The sequence below is a fragment of the bacterium genome (assembly GCA_021372615.1).
Taxonomy (GTDB): domain Bacteria; phylum Armatimonadota; class Zipacnadia; order Zipacnadales; family UBA11051; genus JAJFUB01.
Window position 1 is genome coordinate 12107 of the sequence record JAJFUB010000154.1, and the last position, 19606, is coordinate 31712.

Here is a 19606-nt window from a genome sequence, read left to right on the forward strand (position 1 = left end):
CGCGCTGTCCTAGAAGAAAGTGTGGCGTTGTGGCGGCGCGGGTAGCTCCTGCTCGGGCCAGACCTGCCGGGCAATGTCGGCCCGCATCGCCAGCAGCTCCTCCCAGCCCCCCGGCAGCGTCCCCCACAGCATCTGCTGGATCGCTTCGTCCCACCAGGCGAGAGCCACGCCCAGGGGCGTGCGCAGGCGGCGGAAGAGCCACACGAACTGCTGCCCGTACGAGATCAGGCGGTTGTCCGCGTGCTCGAACGTCGTCTGCGGCTGCTCGTCGTACGTCAGGCGATAGAGCGAGCCGGCTGCGGCCCCGGCCAAGAGCAATTCGACGGTGGAGATGAACTGGATGCCCCAGCGCAGCGGCCGCGCCTCGGGCTCGTGGTGGTCGGCGTCGCGCAGGCCCCGGACGAAGATCTCGGCCGTCCGGCGCGTGTAGGTCTTGTAACCGCTCTGGAAGTCCGGCGGCCCCGGCAGGAGGCTGCAGTAGCGCAGGTCGGGCGCGTGGCCCTGCCGCCCCAGCTCGTAGTTCAGGGCCCGCACCGTCAGCTCATTGAGCAGCCACTCGTACTCGCCCCGGGCCAGGCCCATCGGCCGGTGGAGCGACCCGCGCTGGCCCAGCACGTACACCAGGTCGCTCTGCTCGATCTCCTGCATCCGGCGGAGCAGGCGGAAGAGCTGGGGCAGATCGTACAGGTCGTGGTCGCCATCGGCGTCGCGCGAGGCCAGATAGGGCAGGTCGGTGTGCGCCATGAGCCACTCGAAGCCATGGCACACGGCGCCGGCCTGGCCTTCGTTGATCTCCTTGCACAGCACGACCGGCGGCGCGCCGACGCGGGCAGCGAACTCGTCGGCGACCTGCCGCGTGGCGCCCTCAGCCTGCGGGCAGCCATCCACCACCAGTGCCAGGTGGGCCGGAGCGAGGAACAGCTCGCTATCGGCCAGCGTGTTGCCCAGCAATCGCCGCATCTCGTCCGGGGGCATGTCCGGCGCGAACCAGACAGGGATGACCAGTCCCAGCGACTGCCGCATGGTCTCCGCCAGTGTCGTCATCGCCCCAACTCCAAGGTGCCTGCATTGTCGGCCTGCCAGGTGCACTTGTCGCGCGTGCCCTGCCACTGCACCCATGTCGGCCCGCCGCTCTTGCGGACCGTGAGGCTGAAGAAGAACTTCGGCTGCTTGGACGGGTCAATCCCCAGCGAAGCCAGCGGGATCTGCCATTCCGTCACCCAGCGATCGGGGCCGAGGACCTTGCACCGATAGACAACCCCCGCCGCCGCTTGCTTCACTGCCGCTGCCGGCGCTCCGGCCTCGTCGTCGCTGTGGAAAGCGCCATTGGGGTAGCCGCGCAGGACCAGGATGGGGGCGCTGGCGCCGCTCAGGCTGCGGAAGGCCAACTCGACTGCATCGCTGCCGCCCCACTCGTCCTTCGTCTGCAGCGGCTGGTCCTTGTTCACGGTGTTGTCCACCGCCACATACAGGCACCGGCCGTCATGCAGCAGCCAGGCCCGGCTGGCCGGCGCGACCTTGCCGCCGTCGAGGCCCTGCTCGAGCACCACGACCTTCGCCTCGCCGCCCCATTCCTCGGGCTTGAGGTCGCCATCCGCGGTGGGAGCGGTCACTCGCGGGTCGGCCGACCCGCAGCGCGACACCTTCAGTGTCGCCAACGGCCCCCTCGGGGCACCGCCGGCGGGGCTGGCGGTGGCACCCTTCGCCGCTGCGTCCAGGATGTCCCGCTCCTTCGTCCGGACCGTGTGCCGCACCGGCCACGAGGCGCGGTCCGGGCTCTGGTACAGCCCCATCTGCGCCACGGGGAGCGGCTTGAAGCCGAGCTTCAGCGCCGGAGACTGTGGCTTGAGGGCGAAATCGGTCGCCACCGGGAAGGCCTTCGGGTCGGCCAGCTTCTTGGCGCCGACGAGCTGCGGGTCCTGATCCAGCAGGTTGTCAATGAACATGACGCCCGGCCGCGCCTTGGCGTCAACTTCGTCCCACCGGCCACCCACACAGATGTTGCGGGCCACGATATTGCCCTGCGGGCGCATCGGCTCGTGGTCCAGGATCGTGAGCAACTGCGGGTAGCGGGTTCTCCACGGCTCGGTCTCGTACGGCATGGCCTTCAGGCGGCTCACCAGCGTGTCGTACGAGCCGGAAGCCCAGCCCAGCGCGCGGGCGTCCACATGGATCGCCGGCTTGCAGTCCACGAAGATGTTGTTCTCGATCGTCGTGTCGTGCCCGCCGCCAATGAACGCGGCCCGCGGTACGCGGTAGAAGACGTTGCTGTGGATGTGCGCCGAGGAGAACATGTCGTCCAGATACACACCGACGCAGCCCCGGCCTTCGAAGCCGTAGATGTCGTGGAAGTAGTTGTAGCGGATCTCGTGGCCGCGCATGGTCCAGTCATAGCCGGCGTAGATCACGCCCGCATCATTGGCCTCGTAGACGACGCTGTGGAACTCGTTGAACTCGATGAGGTGGTCGTTGCCGCCAAAGAGCATGCCCTTGTGGGGGGCGTCGTGGATGAGGTTGTGGGTGGCGCGGTTGCCGCAGCCGTACAGGCCGATGCCCGGCTTGATGATCCGGTTCCAGCGGCTGTAGTGGTGGATGTGGCAGTTGTCCACGAAGTTCTCGGCATGGGTCAGTGTCTTGCGGTCCCCGGCGTCCACGATCACCCCGCCGTCGCCCATGTTGTACGTGTCACAGCCCACGACGCCGTTCTTGGTGCCGCCGCCCATGTTGATGGCATAGCTGCCCGTGTTGCGGACCACGCAGGCCACGATGCGGTTCTCGGTGCCCCCTGACATCGTGATCCCGGTCGCGCGGCACGTCTCAAAGGTCAGCCCGCGCAGCGTCACATGCGAGACCTGCTTCATGGTCAGCAGGTTGGGGATCAGGGAGACGGTGGCGACGCTCTGGGCCAGGGGCTGCGGCGGCCAGAAGTACAGCAGCCCGTTCTCGCGGTCCAGGAACCACTCGCCCGCCTGGTCCAACTCGCACAGGGCGTTGTAGGCGTAGTACCACTGGCCCTTGCGGTAGCCGTACGGGTGGACCGGCGGCTCCTCGAGCGTGATGAGCTTGCGCTCCGGGTCAATGCTCGCGATGCGCTGCCGCTCCTCGGCCCAGTCCCAGAACCACCAGCCCTGCAGCCACACATCCTTCTCGCCCATCTTCAGCCAGCGCTCGGGCCGGTCGCCGTCGTAGATGAACTTGGCGGCCTTCGAGCCCTTCGTGCCGCGCACGTCCACGGGCTTCTCGTCAGTCACGTCCTTGACGCGCACAAAGCCCTCATTGGGCCACCGGGCCAGCCCCATCGGCTCGTTGTTGTAGAACAGCTCCAGCCGCAGGACCGCGCCCGACGCCCAGCCGCCGCCGGGCTTGCCGTAGTCGGTGATGCCCTGGGCCTTCAGGTCCGTGACGACGACCTTGCCCCGTGCGGCGGGGTCGAGCCGGTCCAGCGTGGCCGGGTCGGTGACGGTCTGCCAGCCCTTCACGACCTTGCCGCCCACGATGCGGACCTCAGCACCGGGCTTGGCCCGGTACGTGATGGGCGCCTCGGCGGTGCCGGAGTCCTGCTCCTCAAGTGCGAAGGCCGCGTCGCGCTCATAGATGCCCGCGGCCAGTTCGACCGTGATGGGCCCGACCGGCAGCGTGCCGGCCTGCTTGCGGGCGCGGATCTCATCCCGAGCGCGCTCCAGCGTCCGGAAGGGTCCGCCGGCCTTGCCCGGCGAGGCGGACAGGCCGTTCGCCTTGTCGTTGCCCTTCGGTGAGATGTAGAGGGTGAGCCCGGCCGAGAGTGATGCCGAGGCGCACAGCAGCATGGCCAGCAGGCACGACACGAGGCACTCGGGACGAGTCATGTTCGGTTCCCCTTCCTGGACGCCTTCACTCGGCGGCATGGTCATGGCGTCGGACGCGAGCCGCCCCCGACTGTTCGCCGGCGGGCCGAGACGACCTGCCCGTCCCCCGCCGGAGTCAGGGAGCGTCAGGCGCCCACGGTCTGCGGAAGGGATGGCCGCGCCGCACGGTGAAGTGGGCGCCACTTCCGCGAAAGGTGAACTCAGCCACCATGCTCCTCGGCACTGCTTCCGTAGACATCACGCCCCCTGTGGGCACACCCATGGCCGGCAGCCTGCGGCCGCGCACGTCCGTCGGCGTGGACGACCCGCTACTATGCAAGGCGATGGTCCTGCAGCAGGGAGACGTGCGCCTCGCGCTGGCGACACTGGACCTGATCGCCTGGACGAGGCGCCGCTCCGATGGCCCCCGGGCGGAGATCACCGCCGGCACGGGCATCCCGGCCGAGCACATCCTCGTCAACTGCTCCCATACGCACTCCGGGCCATACACTGATGAGTCCCTGGACCTGTGTAGCAGTATGGACGAGGCCTACCTGCCGCGAGTGCAGGCGGCGATCAGCGAGGCGGTCTGCCAGGCGGCGCAGGACCTGCGGTCTGTGACCGTGGGCACAGCGAAGACCACCCACGGGGGCATCGGCCGCAACCGGCGGCTGCTGCGGCCAGGCGGCTCGGCCATCAATGCCTGGCTCGCCACTGCCGAGGAGCGCGAGAGCCTGCCGCTGGCCGGGCCCCATGACGAGGACCTCATGGCCTGGGTGTTTTTCGCGCAGGACGCGCCGGTCGCGGCCCTGTGGAACTACACGCTGCACGTGAACACCCACTTCGGCACGAGCTTCTCGGCGGACTACCCCGGCCGCGTCGCGGCGGCCCTGTGCGAAGAGTGCGGACCGGACTTCTTCACGCTGTTTCTGCCGGGGGCGTGTGGGGACATCAACCACACCGTCGGCTTCCCCGAGGTCAGCCGGCAGCTTTCGGAGGCGATGCGGGCGGTCGTGCGCGGGGCCCGGCCCGGCGCCAGCGAGGCGCTCGGGGCGGCGTGGCGCGAGTTGCCTCTGGGCGTGCGGGATCGGGAGGCCTTCCAGGCCGAGGAGGTCCGCGCGAAGTGGCCCGATTGCTTCGATGTCTTCGAGAACGAAGACCGCCTGCTGAAGACCGACCCGCAGGATGAGATCGTCACGGTCGTGCAGGCGCTGCGGATCGGTGACGGCGTCATCGCCGGCACCCCGGGGGAGACGTTCTCGCAACTCGGGCTGGACCTCAAGCGGCGCTCGCCCTATCCCCTGACCGCCGTGGCCGAGCTGTGCAACGACATCATCGGCTACATCCCCACGCGCGAGGCCTTCGCGCAGGGCGGCTATGAGACGTTCCGCTCGCGCTGGGCACGCGTCGTGCCCGGCGCGGGCGAGCAGATCGTGGACGCGCTGGTGGAGATGCTGGGCGAGGTGTGACGCCGTCGCCGTCGCTATACCAACGACACGCCGCGGACGGTCAGCCGCTCGCAGCGGACGGCGGCGTGGCGTGCCGCGCCGTTGCCCGTGCGCAGCACCAGCTTCTCCGCGTCGGTCTGCAGGCCCTCGAGGTCGAGGCTCTCGCGGCTGTGGTTGAACAGCACGAGTGTCTCTTCCCCCTCCCCCACCAGCCGCACGCCCTTCGCGGTGCCTTGCGCGATGGGCTCCAGCCGATCCGCCGGCTCCTCCCCGCTCCCCAACGCCGTCAGCACGATCAGGAACTGGCAGGTGTTGTCAAACAGGGGCGTGGCGTCGCCGCGTGGGTCCCAGTGCGGGTAGGGCGACTTGTGCGGGTCCACGTTCCACTTGTGGTGCCAGTACGGCCGGATGCTGACGGCGTGCAGGGGCTTGTCATCGGCGTACGGGACGGTGCGGCCCGTGATGAACTTGTGCTCCCAGCCGGTCGGGAAGATCGGCTCGATGCGGAGGGTGGCCTTCTCGCCACGGGCTTCGAGGGCTCGGGTCGGGGTCGGTGACCCCTCCCACACCACGCGCGACGGGATCTCGCCCAACTCGCACTCGCTGTGCAGCAGCCACTCGAAGTTGCGCTGGCAGCGTACCGGGTGGCCGATCAAGTCGTCGAAGATCACGAAGACGTTGGGCTTCAGGTACACCATGTCCCGCCAGGCGCGGGAGAGCATGTCCCCATACGCCGTGGTCGCATCCCCCCGGATCATCTCCACCCAGTCCTCGGCCACATGGTCCGACAGGCGGCTGTAGCAGTCGCCCGCCTCCTCCAGGTCGTAGCCCATCGCGTACTGCGCCGGGACGCGCTGGTGTGCGCCATCCACAACGACGCAGTTGTGCCACGCGGTCGAGACGACGGGCTGGATGCTGTGCCAGTAGGCGAGGCTGTAGTGCTCGGGGCCTGGCTCGGTCGCCAGGCGCTCGCCGTGGCTCGTGATGAAGAAGCTGTTCAGGTCCAGGTGGGCGTGGCTCCAGGCGTTCGACCCGCCCTTGAACAGCATGAAGGTCGCGTCCTCATCCCAGCCGGAGCGGAACGAGGCCAGGTGGATACTCTGGAAGACGCGGCAGGGCGGCTCGGCCTCGGGGCCCCGTTCAGGCACGTCGGGGTCGTAGAGCAGCAGGCTCTTCCAGCTCACGGACGGGTTGCGCCGCAGGACTTCGTTACCGAACCACTGGGCGAACGGATCGCGCGCCCGCGCGGCCACGCCGTGGAAGAAGGCGCTGCCGCCCAGCCCCCGGTACCCCGTGTCGGCGTAGTTCACCCACGCCGAGAAGTCCGGCAGGGCGATGTACGGCAGGAAGCGGCTGCAGACGCGCCAGAAGGAATGCGCGTACAGGTCCTCGCCCGTCACATTGCGGAGGGCCTCGACGTTGTCCTGCAGCGTGCCGAAGCAGTACAGCCAGTAGCCGGCGCCCTCGACGCCCGCCCCCTCCTCGGCGGCCAGGTCAAGCATCTCGATGGTCCGGGCCCGGGCGAAGGCGAGCCAATCCAGTGCGCGTGGGTCGGCGTTTCCCCACGCCGACAGGGACGACGACCCGCGCGTGAGGACACGCGCGCCCACGCGTTCCTCTGCGCCCACGCGGAGCAGCGCCGCGAACGCCAGGCCCGAGTTCAGCACCGCCGTCCAGTTGGAGTTCAGCGCGCTGCCCCACCAGCAGCCTGCCGTCGCGCCCTGGTAGATGGCCTGCCCGCCACGCTCAGCGATCATCGCGATGAAGCCGGCGCGCTGGTGTTCCGACAGCGTCGGCCACAGCCAACTCACGGCGTTGGCGCAGGCCTTCGTTGTCTCGGCGGTGCCCAGGTCCGCGGTGTCCTCGGGATACATCGCGTTGTGCTGCACGAAGTCCCAGCGGGACGACGAGGCGCAGATGGAATCCAGGCAGGCGCGGGCTCGGTCGGCGTAGGGGGGCTCGTCGGTCACCACGTAGGCGAAGGCCAGCGACTGCGCCTGCTCGGACAGCTTGCGCATCGCGTCGGTGCTGTCCTCGGCCGCCGGCAGCGGCTCGTTCAGCGACTGAGCCAGCTTGTCCAGCGTCTGCTGCCGCCAGGGGGCCAGCAGCGGCTGCTCCAGGTTGCGGCGGAGGCGGTCGCGGTCGCGCCGGACGCCCCACAGGTCCGGGCCCGTGTCGCTCACTGCGCGACCTCCATCTTCATGTCGTCCACGGTGAACACGGCGGTGTCGGTGGCGAGGCTGATGAAACCCATCCAGGTGAGCAGCCGCCAGTCGGCCGTGCCGAGGGTGAGGTCGGCGAAGGTCTGCGGCGCCGCGCCCGCAGCGGTCACCACGAGCTGCCAGGTCCCGGCCTGCTTGCCCAGCGGACAGGTGAGGTCGAGGCCGACCCACTGGCTGAGCGGCAGCTTCGTCAGCGTCTTGTTGCCGACCACCACCGCCCCATCGCCCATGATCCTCAGGCTCGGCCCCACCTTGTACGGGGCCGAGCTGTCGCGCCATTCGTGCCACAGGATCGCCCCCGGCTCCATCCGCACGCGGAAGCTGAAGCGGACGGTGCCCTTGTTGTAGCGCGGCTGGTAGACCATGTGCGGCTGCCACTCACGGTCCAGGCCCGGCGCGTCGGTGAACCTGAGGCTGTGCTTGCCGGCGCCGGCGGTAGCGTCGGTCACGCGGATCGAGGCGCCGTTCTCCTCACCCGAGACGCGGGCATTGGCGGGCTGGTCTCCGACTTTCGTGGTCTCGAAGTCGTCCGTCACGAGCAGCGGCGGGGGCGGCTTGGGGACCTCAACCGCCGGCCGCACGATGCCCTTGGGCAGCGCCACCCACTTCGGGTCGCCGTACAGCCCGGCGGTGCCCACGTCGAAGGGCTTGAAGCCGATCTTGGCGACCACAGCTTCGCTCCTGAGGCGGAAGTTCAGGCCCGGTGCGTTCACGAACAGCGGGTCGGCCACGATCGAGCCCTCATCCTTGCCGGCCGCCTGCCAGTCGGGGAAGTCCAGACCGTAGAAGCTCAGGTCGCTGCCCTGGGTGTCCCAGTACAGGTTGCTGCGGAGCGTGAAGCGGTCGGGCCGCAGGTTTCCGCCCAGTGGCGTACCGTTGCTCGTCAGCACGACATTGCGCTCGAACACCAGGTCATTGCCGAGGTCCGTGCGCGCGCTGATGATGTTGGCTTCCCACGAGTAGGCGAAGATGTTGTTGCGGATGGTGTTGCGCTGGCCGTAGTGCTGGTGGAAGCCGCCGGTCTTCGTGTTGTAGACGAGGTTGTTCTCCAGCACCATGTCGCTGCTGCCCTCGTCCGTGTACAGGCCCCACCCGCCGTAGCTATACGAGTACACGTCGTGGATGTGGTTGAAGCGCTCGACCGTGCCCGGCGAGATACCCAGCGAGTAGATCCCGCCCATGTCCGACAGCACGCCCTTGCCGATGTTGTGGATGTGGTTGTACTCAAAGAGGTTGTCGTGCGCGGTCGTGGGCGCATAGCCCCAGCTCCACCCGACCGAGCACCCGCTGTAGCGGAGGTCGCAGATCTCGTTGTGGGAGACGGTGTTGAAGCTGCTGCGGCCGATCCACACGCCAATCCCGGCCTCGAAGACGTATCCGCCGTCGTGGATGAAGCAGTTGTCCACCGTGTTGCGCTCGGCTTGCAGCGCCGGCGTGTTGGGCAGGCTGGTGCCCCCGATGCGGACGCCCCCGCCGCCCAGATCGTGGACATGGCAGGTCTGCACGCGGTTGCGCTTGCAGCCGTCGCCCAGGATCAGCGCATATTCGCCGACGTGGGCGATCTCGCAGCCTTCGAAGCGGCAGTCCAGGGCCCCGCTGGCGACGACGGCGGCGGTTGTGTGCACGGCAGCCTGGCCGTCGCAGACCTTGTCCGGGTCGTGCTGCCAGTCGGCGTACTGGAAGCTCAGGCCGTTGAACGTGACGTGGCTGACCGGCAGGCCGACGGCGGCATCGCCCTTGATCTCCAGCAGGTGCTGCAGACGCGGGGCGATGACCGTGGCCCTGGTCATGTCCTCGCCCGGCAGCGGCCAGTAGTACAGCCGCCCCTCGGCACGCGACAGGTACCACTCGCCCGGGGAGTCCAGCGCCGCCCTGAAGTTCTCCACGAAGTAGCGCCCGGCGCGGTCCCAGTAGCCGATGGGCCAGCCCGAGGGCGCGCGGAAGCGCACGATCTTCTCCTGCTCGTCCAGCTCCTTGATCCAGTGCCGCGACGACGTCCAGGCGTGGTAGACGATCACGTTGACATCATCGAGTTCGTCCCAGCGCTGCAGGTCGTTGCCGCTGTAGATGAAGCCCTGCTTGGTGGCCGGATCGCTACGGCTGTCGCGCCCCTGGAGGGGCCTGAGGGTGCCGGCGAGCTTCAGAGTGCCCTCGTTGGGCGTGCGGGCCCGCGTCCGGCGCTGGCCGCCCACGAAGAGCTGGTGGAAGGTCCAATCCCCGCTCTTGACGCCCGGCACGTCGGCGACCCATAGCTTCCCCTCGCCCCGCCGCCAACCGGTGATCCGCGCCCCGCCGGAGAAGACCGGCGTCTCGCCCTTCATGGCGACATAGACGATGGGGCAGGCGGCGCTGCCGGAGTCCTGCGGGCCGAACGCGAGCGGTTCGGTCAGTGCGTACGTGCCGCCGCGAATGACGACCTGCAGCGGGCCCGGCGCCCCTTTGAGCATCGCCGCACGCACGAGCTTCTGCGCGGCGGCGAGGGTCGCCACCGGGCCGTCGGTCTTCGTCTTGTTGGGGGCGGCCAGCTTGCCCGACCAGGCGTCATTGCCGGCCGGAGAGACAGTGCAGACAACCGTGCCCGGTGCGGCGGCGTGACTGAGCGAGGACAGCAGCACCAACGCCAGGAGAAGGGTGAGGTTTCGCATGGCGGTTCGTTCCCCGGCGTCCGGGATGTCACCTGCCGCAGGAGGCCATCGGGGGGCGCGAGGGGAACTGAACTGCCGGTCGGTCGCTACTACCTCACAGGTGGACTGACATGATCCGCGTATTGCTCGTCGTCATGTGCCTCTGGCTGCTCGGAGCCTTCGTGTCAGCCGACGACGGCGCTGAGATGGTCCTCGTCCCCGCCGGGGAGTTCACCATGGGCGGGCCCGGCAAGGGCATTGACGAGGACCGGGCCGAAGCCCCCGAGCACAAGCTCACCCTCCCGGCCTTCCTGATAGACAAGTGCGAGGTCACGACGGCACTCTACTGCCGCTTCCTCAACGAGGCCCGGCGCACCCCCGACACCACCCGCGCCTGCTTCGGCCTTCCCCAGTACCTGCCGATCACCCAGGCCGGCGGACAGTGGCAGCCGCTCCAGGGCAAAGAGCGCTGCCCCATGACGAACGTCACCTGGTATGGCGCCATGGCGTACGCGAAGTGGGCCGGCAAGCGCCTGCCGACCGAGGCGGAGTGGGAGAAGGCGGCGCGCGGGACGGATGGCCGCAAGTTCGTCTGGGGCGCGACGTTCGATGCCTCCATGATGCGCTTCGGCCAAGACAGCATCGGCCCGGTCGGCGAGCGGCCCAAGGGCGTCTCGGTCCATGGCGGGCTGGACATGGCCGGCAATGCCTGGGAATGGACGAGCAGCCAGTTCAAGCCCTATCCCTATGTCGCCACCGATGGCCGCGAGGACGCCGCCAACACGGCCGAGCGCCGTGTGGCCCGGGGCGGAAGCTGGACGGGCGAACCCTATATCGCCACGGCCACCTATCGCTTCCGGCCGCTCCCGGAGGATGCGTACTACTTCCTGGGGTTCCGGTGCGCGAAGGATGCGGAGTGATTAACGGCTCCTCACCCCTACCCCTCTCCCTCGCGCTCGATGGGGCTGAGCGCTCCGGAGAGGGGGGCGCCACGCGACCACTCTGTGGCTTCGACACCACAATGCGAGACGCGACCCTCCCCTCCCCGGAGCCCGCAGCCGTATCGCGGGCGAGGGAGAGGGGGAGGGGTGAGGACGCCGTTCGGAACTGACCAGCCTACCGAGCCGCCAGTCAAACGGAGGACCGCCATGCCCGCTAAGCTGCCGCTCCTGTTCGTTGCCGTACTGCTCACGTCTCTCGCCTGCGCCGCCCCTCTGAAGCTGTACGTCTCCCCGAAGGGGAACGACTCCTGGAACGGCAAGGCCTCCGTGCGTAAGGGCGCCGACGGTCCCTTCGCCACGTTGGCCGGCGCGCGGGACGCGATCCGCGCGCTGAAGCAAGCCAACGCACTGCCCGCCGGCGGCGCCACGGTCATCATCGAGCGCGGCGTGTACGAGATGTCGGCCACGTTCGAGCTGACCGCCGAGGACTCCGGCACACCCGAGGCCCCGATCACGTACATGGCCCGGCCCGGCGCCGAGGTCCGCCTCGTGGGCGGCAAGCAGGTCACGAACTGGGTCCCGGTCACAGACCCGGCCGTGCTGAGCAGGCTGGAGCCGGCCGCGCGCGGGAAGGTCATGCAGGCGGACCTGAAGGCCCTCGGCGTGACCGACTTCGGTCACCCGGCGGCCGATGGCAAGCGCCTGGAGCTGTTCTTCCAGGACCGCCCCATGAAGGTCTCCCGCTGGCCCAACGAGGGCTTCGCGAAGGTCGTGGATGTGGTCGGCGGCGCGCCGCACAAGATCCACGGCATCCCCGGCGACAAGATCGGCCTGTTCACCTACGACGGTGACCGGCCGGCGCGCTGGGTCGGCGAGAGGGACCCGTGGGTGCATGGGTACTGGTTCTGGGATTGGGCCGATGAGCGCCAGCAGATCGACAAGATTGACACCGAGAAGAAGACGATCGCGCTCAAGCCACCGTACCACGGCTACGGCTACCGCAAGGGCGCCTGGTGGGCGGCCTTCAACATGCTGTCCGAGGTGGACGTGCCTGAGGAGTACTACCTGGACCGCGAGACGGGTCTCCTGTACTTCTACCCGCCCGCGCCGGTGGCGGGCGGTCCTGGAAGTCCCGCCCCACGCGCGCTCGTGTCGGTGCTCCCGGCGATTATCAACACGAAGGACACCACCAACGTGGTGCTGCGGGGCTTCACCATCGAGGCCAGCCGCGGCACTCCGGTGAACATCGGCAATGCCGAGAACGTGAAGCTGGTCGCGTGCACGATCCGCAACACCGGCGGGTCGGCGGTGAGCATGTCGGGCAAGAACAGCGCCGTCATCGGCTGCGATGTGTACGAGACCTGCAACGGCGGCATTCACCTGACCGGTGGCGACCGCAGGACGCTGACCCCGGCCAACCTGCTGGCCGAGAACAACCACGTGCACGACTATGCCCGCTGGAAGCGCGTCTACCAGCCGGGCATCACGCTGCAGGGGGTGGGCAACATCGCCCGCCGCAATCTCATTGACAACGCCCCCCACATGGCAATGGGCTTCGGCGGCAATGACCACCTGATCGAGGGCAACGAGATCCACAGCGTGTGCTACGAGTCCAACGACGCCGGGGCGATCTACACCGGCCGCAACTGGAGCATGGTCGGCACGGTGATGCGCAACAACTACCTGCACCACATCAACGGCCGCGAGGGCAAGGGCTGCGTCGGGATGTACCTGGACGACCAGTTCGGCGGCACGCAGATGACCGGCAACATCTACTTCAACGTCACCCGCGCGGCCATGATCGGCGGCGGGCGCAACTGCAGCATTGACAACAACATCTTCGTCGGCTGCGTGCCCGCCACGCATGTGGACGCGCGCGGGCTGGGCTGGGCCGCCGGCGGCCAGCCGGGCATGGTCAAGTCCCTCACCGACCTACCCTACAAGGAGTCGCCGTGGAAGGAGAAGTACCCCTGGCTGCTGACGCTGCTGGATGACGAGCCGATGGCCCCCAAGTACAACACCATCGCCCGCAACATCGCCGTCGGCGGGCGCTGGGGCGACTTCGAGGGCAAGGCCAAGCCGCTGGTCACGTTCACTGACAACACGATCGTGGACAAGGTGGACGACCCGGCCGTGCAGTTCGCCACCCCCGGGAAGCTGGCCGGTGTCAACAGCACACCGCTGGCCACGGACTTCGCCCTCAAGCCCACCTCGCCGGAGTGGAAGCTGGGCTTCAAGCCCATCCCGATGGACCAGATCGGCCTGTACAAGAGCCCCGACCGCGCCTCCTGGCCGGTGGTCAGCCACGTGCGGACGATGGAGGCCCCGCCACCGGCGGCCAAGGCCCTGTCGCGCAAGACACTCGTGGTCGCGCCGGTCGCGAAGGCCAAGAGCCCGATCACGATTGACGGCAAGCTCACCCCGGCCGAGTGGTGCGGCCTCGACCCGGCGAGGGGCCTCACGCTCGAGCAGGGCTTCTCGGGCGAGAAGATCACCCCCGCCAGCCAGGCCTGGGTGCTCTACGACGCCGACGCGCTCTATGTCGCGATGGATAACCCGGTGAACCCCAAGTTCCCGATCCGCCCCGGCAACACGTGGGGGCAGGACGACGCGGTGGAGATCGCCCTGGCGAACTTCGCCGCCGGCAAGAACGCGCCGATCATCGTGTTGCGCGGCTTCCCGTCAGGCCACTTCGAAAGCAGCGAAGAGGCCGGCGCCCCGCCGGCCGTAGTGAAGAAGGCCGGTACGGGCGTCCAGTACAAGGCGCAGATCGTGGACAGCAAGCGCTGGGTCGCCGAATGGCGCGTGCCGTGGGCGTCGCTGGGGCTGGACCCGGCGAAGCTGGGCAAGCTGAACTTCAACCTCAGCGTCCGCAAGACCGCCGACGACCAGTGGGTGGAGTGGCAGGGCACGAACGGCTGCACCTGGCAAGTGGACAACGCGGGGCTGATGGAGTTGGTGAAGTAGATGAGGGTTGAGGGGGCGGAGGAGGATCACGGCTCCTCACCCCTACCCCTCTCCCGCGCGCGGAACGACTGCGCGCCGGAGAGGGGAAGTCGGCTGTCACTCTGCAGCTTCGAAGCCACAAAGGGGTCGCACGAGACTCCCCTCTCCGGAGCGCTCGGACGTATCGAGCGGGAGGGAGAGGGGCAGGGGTGAGGACGCCGTTGCCGTACACCTACCCACCCCCGCTGCTCCGCAGCGACCCCTCCCCACAGGGGAGGGGTGGAGGCAGTGGATTGCCGTTGCCGTTCCCCCCTCTCCGGAGCGAAGCGAGGGAGAGGGGCCGGGGGTGAGGACGCCGTTCCTCCCCCGCATCACAACCGATGGAGACCGCACAACCATGCAACGACTCGCCGCCATAGCCACGCTTCTCTGCCTCGCCCTCGCCGCCCAGGCCGCCGAGCGGCCTGCCCTCCAGGACCTCGGCCGCTCCGTCAAGATGCGCATTCTCGTGGACAAGGTCATGCAGCCCACCCGCGGCTGGACGACCGAGGAGTGGATGGTCAAGGAAGCCGCCGACGCGGGCTTCAACGTCTTCTCCCCCCGCCGGGGCTATGAGGACCTGGGTGAGGTCCGCAAGGTCACGGAGTGGTGCCGCAAGTATGGCATCTACCACCAGCCCTGGATGCGCGGCGTGCAGGACGTCCCCAAGGACATGGCCCTGAGCACCGGGCGGCGCGTCGTGTGGCCCAATGGCAGCGAGCAGCCCATCTGGAGCCCCAACTCCGACGAGCTGTGGCAGTGGATGGCCTCGTACATCGTCCCCTACGCCCAGATGGGCGCCGATGATCACACGCTGATGGGCGTCTTCCTCGACTACGAGAACTACTGGCCCGGCGGCATGGGCAACCTGTACGACCTGTCCTACGATGATGTCATCATGGGCAAGTTCGCGGCCAGCAAGGGGATCGCGCTGCCGCAGCTTGCCCTCGACAAGCGCAAAGCGTGGCTGGAAGAACAGAAGCTGCACGACGAGTTCCGCGCCTTCCAGATCGCCTACTGGCGGCAGAAGTGCCGCGAGCTGCGCCAGGCGGTGGACAAAGTTAACCCGCAGTTCGAGTTCAACATCTACCCCGCCCCCGGCACGCCGTTCATGCTGGAGGCGTGCTACCCGGAATGGGCCACCCAGGATGCGCCGCTGCTGCTGGCCGACCCGTGGACGTACGGCCGCTCGGGCAAGTACGCCAAGCACGAGGCCGCGCTGAAGACCAACCAGGCGATCATCGAGCGCGGCAAGGCCATCGCCGAGGCCAAGGGCATCAACTATATCTACCTCGGCGGCATTGACCCGGTTGTCGCTGGCGCGGACCCCGAGTTCTGCGGCAAGAACGCCCTGCTGCTCACCGGCCTGACCGGCGGCTACTGGATCTTCTACGAGGGCCCCAAGTACGAGACGACCCACCCCGACTACTTCAAGTGGTTCACGTGGGCCAACCGCAAGATCGAGGCCGGCGACTACCCCGCCGCGTGGCAGCCGCGCGAGACCGAGGACCCGTCGGGCTTCCCGAAGATCAAGGTCAGCGGCCGGCCGCTCCCCCGCACCGAGAAGCGCGTCTACCCGGTCGTGAAGCTGCGCGGGACGAACCCGCTGCTCGTCGCCGGGCACAAGGGCGTGCCGCTGCACATCAACCTGCAGACCTTCCGCATCGGCCAGAACCAGGGGCCGGTCGCCTGGACCATCAAAGACACGGCCTGGGTGGACCTGGCCCACGGTGAGATCCCGGTCGAGGGCGTCGGCACGGTCGCCTGCACCCCGGCCGCCGACGCCATCCTCGCGCTGCTGCTCGAGAGCGGGGGCAATGCCTGCGCCGTCAAGGACAGCGACACCGCCCTGGCCATCTACACTGACCCGGCGCCCCATTTCATCTACGGGGCGGAGAAGCTCTACTTCAGCGTCCCGGCGGGCCTGGCGAGCTTCACGCTGACGGTGAAGGGCAGCGGTGGCGCTGAGACCGTCAAGACGACGGTCTTCGACCCCTCCGGGGCCAGCGCCGGCGTGGCCGAGACGAACCAGCAGTCGGATAAGGCCAGCGTCACCGTGACCGTCGGCGACCGGGGCGGCAAAGTCTGGTCGCTGACGACCGGCAAGGCGGCCACCGGCGTGCTGGAAGACAACAACCTGATGCTGGACAAGGCCCTGCCGCAGGTACTGTCGTACTTCGCCGATGAGGTCTTCGAACTCGACGCCGGGAGGTAGTCATGCTCAGGATAACCGCGCTGTGCTCGCTCGTGCTCTGCTGCGCCCTGGCGGTCGCGCAGGACAAGCCGCTGCTCGAGAACGGTTCCTTCGAGGCCGTCAAGACGGTCAAGCCCGACGCCAACGGCATCATCAGCGGCTGGAAGCTGGCTGGCGAGCCGCTGCTGCCGGGGCCCTGGGTGCTCAACAGCCACTACACCGGGACGCTGGAGATGCCCACGGACACGCCGCAGGACGGGAGGCGCTACGTGCGCCTGACCGGCGGCCCCAACGGCGGACACATCTACCAGCCGCTCCAGGGCGTGACGCCGGGCCAGTGGTACAAGATCACGCTCTTCGCGCGCGGCCGCGGTGGCGAGATCAGCGCCTACCACTACTTCAAGACCGGCCCCATGGGCGGCGCCCAACTCGGCCGCCTCCCGGCTGCGGAGCAGTGGCGCCAGTTCGCGACCTACTGGCAGGCGCCGGCGGAGAACTTCGCCTCGGCCTCGCTGGCGCTCAGCGCCGCCACGGACCAGACACTGGAGGTGGATGACGTGCGGATCGAGCCCCTCGCGGTGCCCGCCGTCACGCCCGGCCAGAAGGACATCGTCTTCGAAAACGACGTCCTCCGCTTCGCCATCACCCCCCTGGGCCTGTTGTCGGACTTCACCTGCAAGCCGACGAAGCAGAGCTACCTGGGAGAGCCGTCGCCCCTCCCGGTAGTCACGCTGGTGCGCGACGGCCGCACCGTCCCCACCCACGGCGTCTCGGCCCAGGGCGACCGGATCACGTTCCGCTTCCTGGAGCCGGAGGTCAGCGCGACGCTACGCATCACTGCGCGCCCGACGCACTTCCTCATCGAGGTCGTGGACGTGCAGCCCGCCGACGTGGACTCGCTGTCACTCCAGTTCCCCGTCAAGCGCCTGGCCAAGCTCGGCTGGGCGTTCGGCGCGACCTATGGCGACACGTTCGGGATGTGCCTGTTCTGCGCCAGCATCAACAGCCACAACCGCATGTCGAGCCAGCCGCAGAGCGCCGTCCTGGGGGGAACCTGCGACCGCAAGCACGGCATGGTGGGCGCGAAGTTCGTGCTCATCGGCGCCCCGGCGGCGCAGTTCAAGCCGGCGGTCATCGCCGCCGAGAAGGCCAACGGCCTCCCCTGCCCCATCATCGGCGGCAAGTGGGGCCGCGACTCGGAGTCCAACCGCAAGTCGTACCTCTTCGCCACCGGCTCAAGCGAAGCCCAGATTGACACGCTCATCCAGTACGCCAAGACCGGCGGCTTCGGCACCATCATCTTCCTGAAGGATGACTGGCTGGCCAACCACGGCCATTTCGACATCAACACGAGGAACTTCCCCGACGGCCTGGCCAGCCTGCAGCGCTCGGTCAAGAAGATCCACGCCGCGGGCCTGGAGGCCGGGGTACACGTCTTCGGCCCGTCCATCTCGCCCAACGACCCGTACATCACCCCGAAGCCCGACCCACGCCTGGCCGGCTTCGCCTGCCCCCCGCTGGCCGAGGCCCTCGACGACCAGGCGAAGACCTTCACCCTCACCGGCCAGGCCAAGCTCCCGCCGGTGGGGCCGTACTACCAGGGCTTCCCGGGCAGCTACGTCCAGATTGGTGACGAGATCATCTCCTACGGGAAGATGGAGCCCGGCCCACCCTCGCGCTTCGTCAACTGCGTGCGCGGGGCCCTGGGCACGAAGGCCTCCGCCCACGCCGCCGGCGAGCCGGTCAAGGGCCTGCTGGCCATGTGGGGCTTCCTGCTGGTAGACCCCGACAGCACCCTCGCTGATGAAGTGACCGGCAACTTCGCGAAGGCCTTCAACGCCTGCAACTTCGACTTCGCGTACTTCGATGCCAGCGACGGCATCAATGACGCCTACCTCGACCGCTGGTACTACCTGAACCGCATGCACATGGGCTACTGGCAGAAGATCAGCCGCTCGATCATCTACCAGACGAGCAACGGCACCGGTAGCGACCTGTGCTGGCACATCATCCCCCGCAGTGCCTCAGCCGACGGCCATGGCGACATCAAGGGCTACCTCGACGACCGCTGGCCGGGCATTCTGGGCATGGGCAACAACTGGATCAAGGCCGACATCGGCTGGTACTACTGGTTCCGCGACGTGCGGCCCGATCAGATCGAGTACGTCTGCGCCCGCGCCCTGGGCATTGACGGCAGCATCTCGCTGGAGACTTCAGTCAGCGCCACCGAGGCCCTGGCCCAGTCGCGCCAGATGTACGAGATGCTGGGCCGCTGGGAGCGCGCCCGGCGCGCCAATGTCTTCCCGCCCGCCGTCAAGGCGAAGCTGCTGGAGATGAAGCGTGACTTCAAGGTGTTCGAGGACGGCAAGGGCGGCTGGCAGCTCTACCGCGCCGCGTACGAGGAGCCGCGCGTGCTCGACGTGCTCAACGGCGTGGACAACGTGTTCACGGTCAACAACGACCTCGGCCAGCCCTGTGCGCTGGGCTTCGAGCTGGTGCGCCATGGCAAGGGGCAGCTCGTCGGCAACTACGACGATCCGCAGGCCAAGACCGTCGAGACCTTCGATGAGACGCAGCCGTACTACGCCTCGGAGACCAACCGCTTCGCTCCCTTCGTCGTCGGCGACAAGACCGAGATCACGCCGATGGGCATCGTCCGCCAGGGCACGACGTTCTCCTTCGGCCTCACCGAGGACGCTCGGGTGGGCGGCCACGCCCTGCAGATGAAGGCGACGAACAAGAGCGACGTGGCCGGCTGGACGGGCATCGGCCGCCGCTTCGCCGCGCCCCTGGACCTGCGGGGCTTCAAGGGCGCGGCCCTGTGGATCAAGGGCGACGCGGTCGGTGAGGTCATTCGCGTGCAGTTCCGCGACACCGCCGGCCGCAGCGCCGACATCCTGCCGGCCATCAACTACACCGGCTGGCGGCTGCACTTCGTCCCGCTGCCGACGACGGGCGGCTTCGACTGGAGCAAGGTCGAGTACCTCCTCTTCTACTTCAACAACATCCCGCCCGGCAAATCCGTGGATGTGACGCTGGATGACCTCAAGCTGCTTCCGGACCTGCACGACCCGCCCGGCACCGGCCGGCCGACGCTCACCGTGAACGAGCGCAACGTGCCCCTGCCGGACCTGCAACTGGGCCAGGCCATCAGCCACGAGGGCGTCGGCGGCGTGAAGCACTGGGCCGGCGGCTTCGCCCCGGCGACGCCGCTCAGGGTCCCGCCGGCCTCCCTGCAGCTTCAGCCGGGCGCGAACAAGGTCACAATCGGCTGGAGCGACCCGGCCGCCTTCCCCGGCAACCTACAGGTCCTCGTCTACCGCGTGTGGCCGATGGAGAAGTAGAGACGGCGGGATGGCGGGATGGCG

General features: G+C 68.5%; 9 protein-coding genes. 5 read left to right on the top strand and 4 right to left on the bottom strand.

The window, feature by feature from the left end:
- Positions 1–9 precede the first annotated feature (9 nt).
- Positions 10–1044, bottom strand: a complete 1035-nt coding sequence (locus LLH23_22150) for a hypothetical protein (protein MCE5241176.1) — start codon at positions 1042–1044, stop codon at positions 10–12.
- Positions 1041–3845 carry a right-handed parallel beta-helix repeat-containing protein gene (locus tag LLH23_22155; protein ID MCE5241177.1) on the bottom strand — a complete coding sequence of 935 codons (2805 nt, stop codon included), beginning with the start codon at positions 3843–3845 and terminating at the stop codon, positions 1041–1043. Before LLH23_22155 ends, LLH23_22150 begins: the two co-directional genes overlap by 4 nt.
- A 209-nt stretch (positions 3846–4054) precedes the next feature.
- Here LLH23_22155 and LLH23_22160 point away from each other — a divergent pair, with 209 nt between their 5' ends.
- On the top strand, positions 4055–5293 hold the full coding sequence (locus tag LLH23_22160) for a hypothetical protein (protein MCE5241178.1): 1239 nt from the start codon (positions 4055–4057) through the stop codon (positions 5291–5293).
- Positions 5294–5307: 14 nt separating this feature from the next.
- On the opposite strand, the gene LLH23_22165 is transcribed toward LLH23_22160, so the two are convergent.
- Both LLH23_22165 and LLH23_22170 read right to left on the bottom strand, forming a co-directional pair.
- Complete coding sequence (locus tag LLH23_22165) at positions 5308–7455, bottom strand: heparinase II/III-family protein (protein ID MCE5241179.1); 2148 nt, start codon at positions 7453–7455, stop codon at positions 5308–5310.
- On the bottom strand, positions 7452–10139 hold the full coding sequence (locus LLH23_22170) for a right-handed parallel beta-helix repeat-containing protein (GenBank protein ID MCE5241180.1): 2688 nt from the start codon (positions 10137–10139) through the stop codon (positions 7452–7454). The genes LLH23_22165 and LLH23_22170 overlap by 4 nt, the downstream gene beginning before the upstream one ends.
- A 110-nt stretch (positions 10140–10249) precedes the next feature.
- Between LLH23_22170 and LLH23_22175 the strand changes: the two genes are divergently transcribed.
- The 4 genes from LLH23_22175 to LLH23_22190 all read left to right on the top strand — a co-directional run bounded on the left by LLH23_22175 (position 10250) and on the right by LLH23_22190 (position 19582).
- Positions 10250–11038 carry a formylglycine-generating enzyme family protein gene (locus LLH23_22175; GenBank protein MCE5241181.1) on the top strand — a complete coding sequence of 263 codons (789 nt, stop codon included), beginning with the start codon at positions 10250–10252 and terminating at the stop codon, positions 11036–11038.
- Positions 11039–11266: 228 nt separating this feature from the next.
- Complete coding sequence (locus LLH23_22180) at positions 11267–14026, top strand: right-handed parallel beta-helix repeat-containing protein (GenBank protein MCE5241182.1); 2760 nt, start codon at positions 11267–11269, stop codon at positions 14024–14026.
- Positions 14027–14402: 376 nt separating this feature from the next.
- Positions 14403–16259 carry a hypothetical protein gene (locus tag LLH23_22185; GenBank protein MCE5241183.1) on the top strand — a complete coding sequence of 619 codons (1857 nt, stop codon included), beginning with the start codon at positions 14403–14405 and terminating at the stop codon, positions 16257–16259.
- A 2-nt stretch (positions 16260–16261) separates the two neighbouring features.
- The gene (locus LLH23_22190; protein MCE5241184.1) at positions 16262–19582 is read left to right on the top strand and encodes a hypothetical protein; all 3321 of its coding nucleotides are present in this window, start codon (positions 16262–16264) and stop codon (positions 19580–19582) included.
- Positions 19583–19606 lie beyond the last annotated feature (24 nt).

Bases quoted from the DNA above. Each gene is read 5' to 3' on its own strand.
- LLH23_22175 (MCE5241181.1), top strand. From the start codon at position 10,250: ATGATCCGCGTATTGCTCGTCGTCATGTGCCTCTGGCTGCTCGGAGCC.
- LLH23_22150 (MCE5241176.1), bottom strand. From the start codon at position 1,044: ATGACGACACTGGCGGAGACCATGCGGCAGTCGCTGGGACTGGTCATC.
- LLH23_22180 (MCE5241182.1), top strand. From the start codon at position 11,267: ATGCCCGCTAAGCTGCCGCTCCTGTTCGTTGCCGTACTGCTCACGTCT.
- LLH23_22160 (MCE5241178.1), top strand. From the start codon at position 4,055: ATGCTCCTCGGCACTGCTTCCGTAGACATCACGCCCCCTGTGGGCACA.
- LLH23_22155 (MCE5241177.1), bottom strand. From the start codon at position 3,845: ATGACTCGTCCCGAGTGCCTCGTGTCGTGCCTGCTGGCCATGCTGCTG.
- LLH23_22185 (MCE5241183.1), top strand. From the start codon at position 14,403: ATGCAACGACTCGCCGCCATAGCCACGCTTCTCTGCCTCGCCCTCGCC.
- LLH23_22170 (MCE5241180.1), bottom strand. From the start codon at position 10,139: ATGCGAAACCTCACCCTTCTCCTGGCGTTGGTGCTGCTGTCCTCGCTC.
- LLH23_22190 (MCE5241184.1), top strand. From the start codon at position 16,262: ATGCTCAGGATAACCGCGCTGTGCTCGCTCGTGCTCTGCTGCGCCCTG.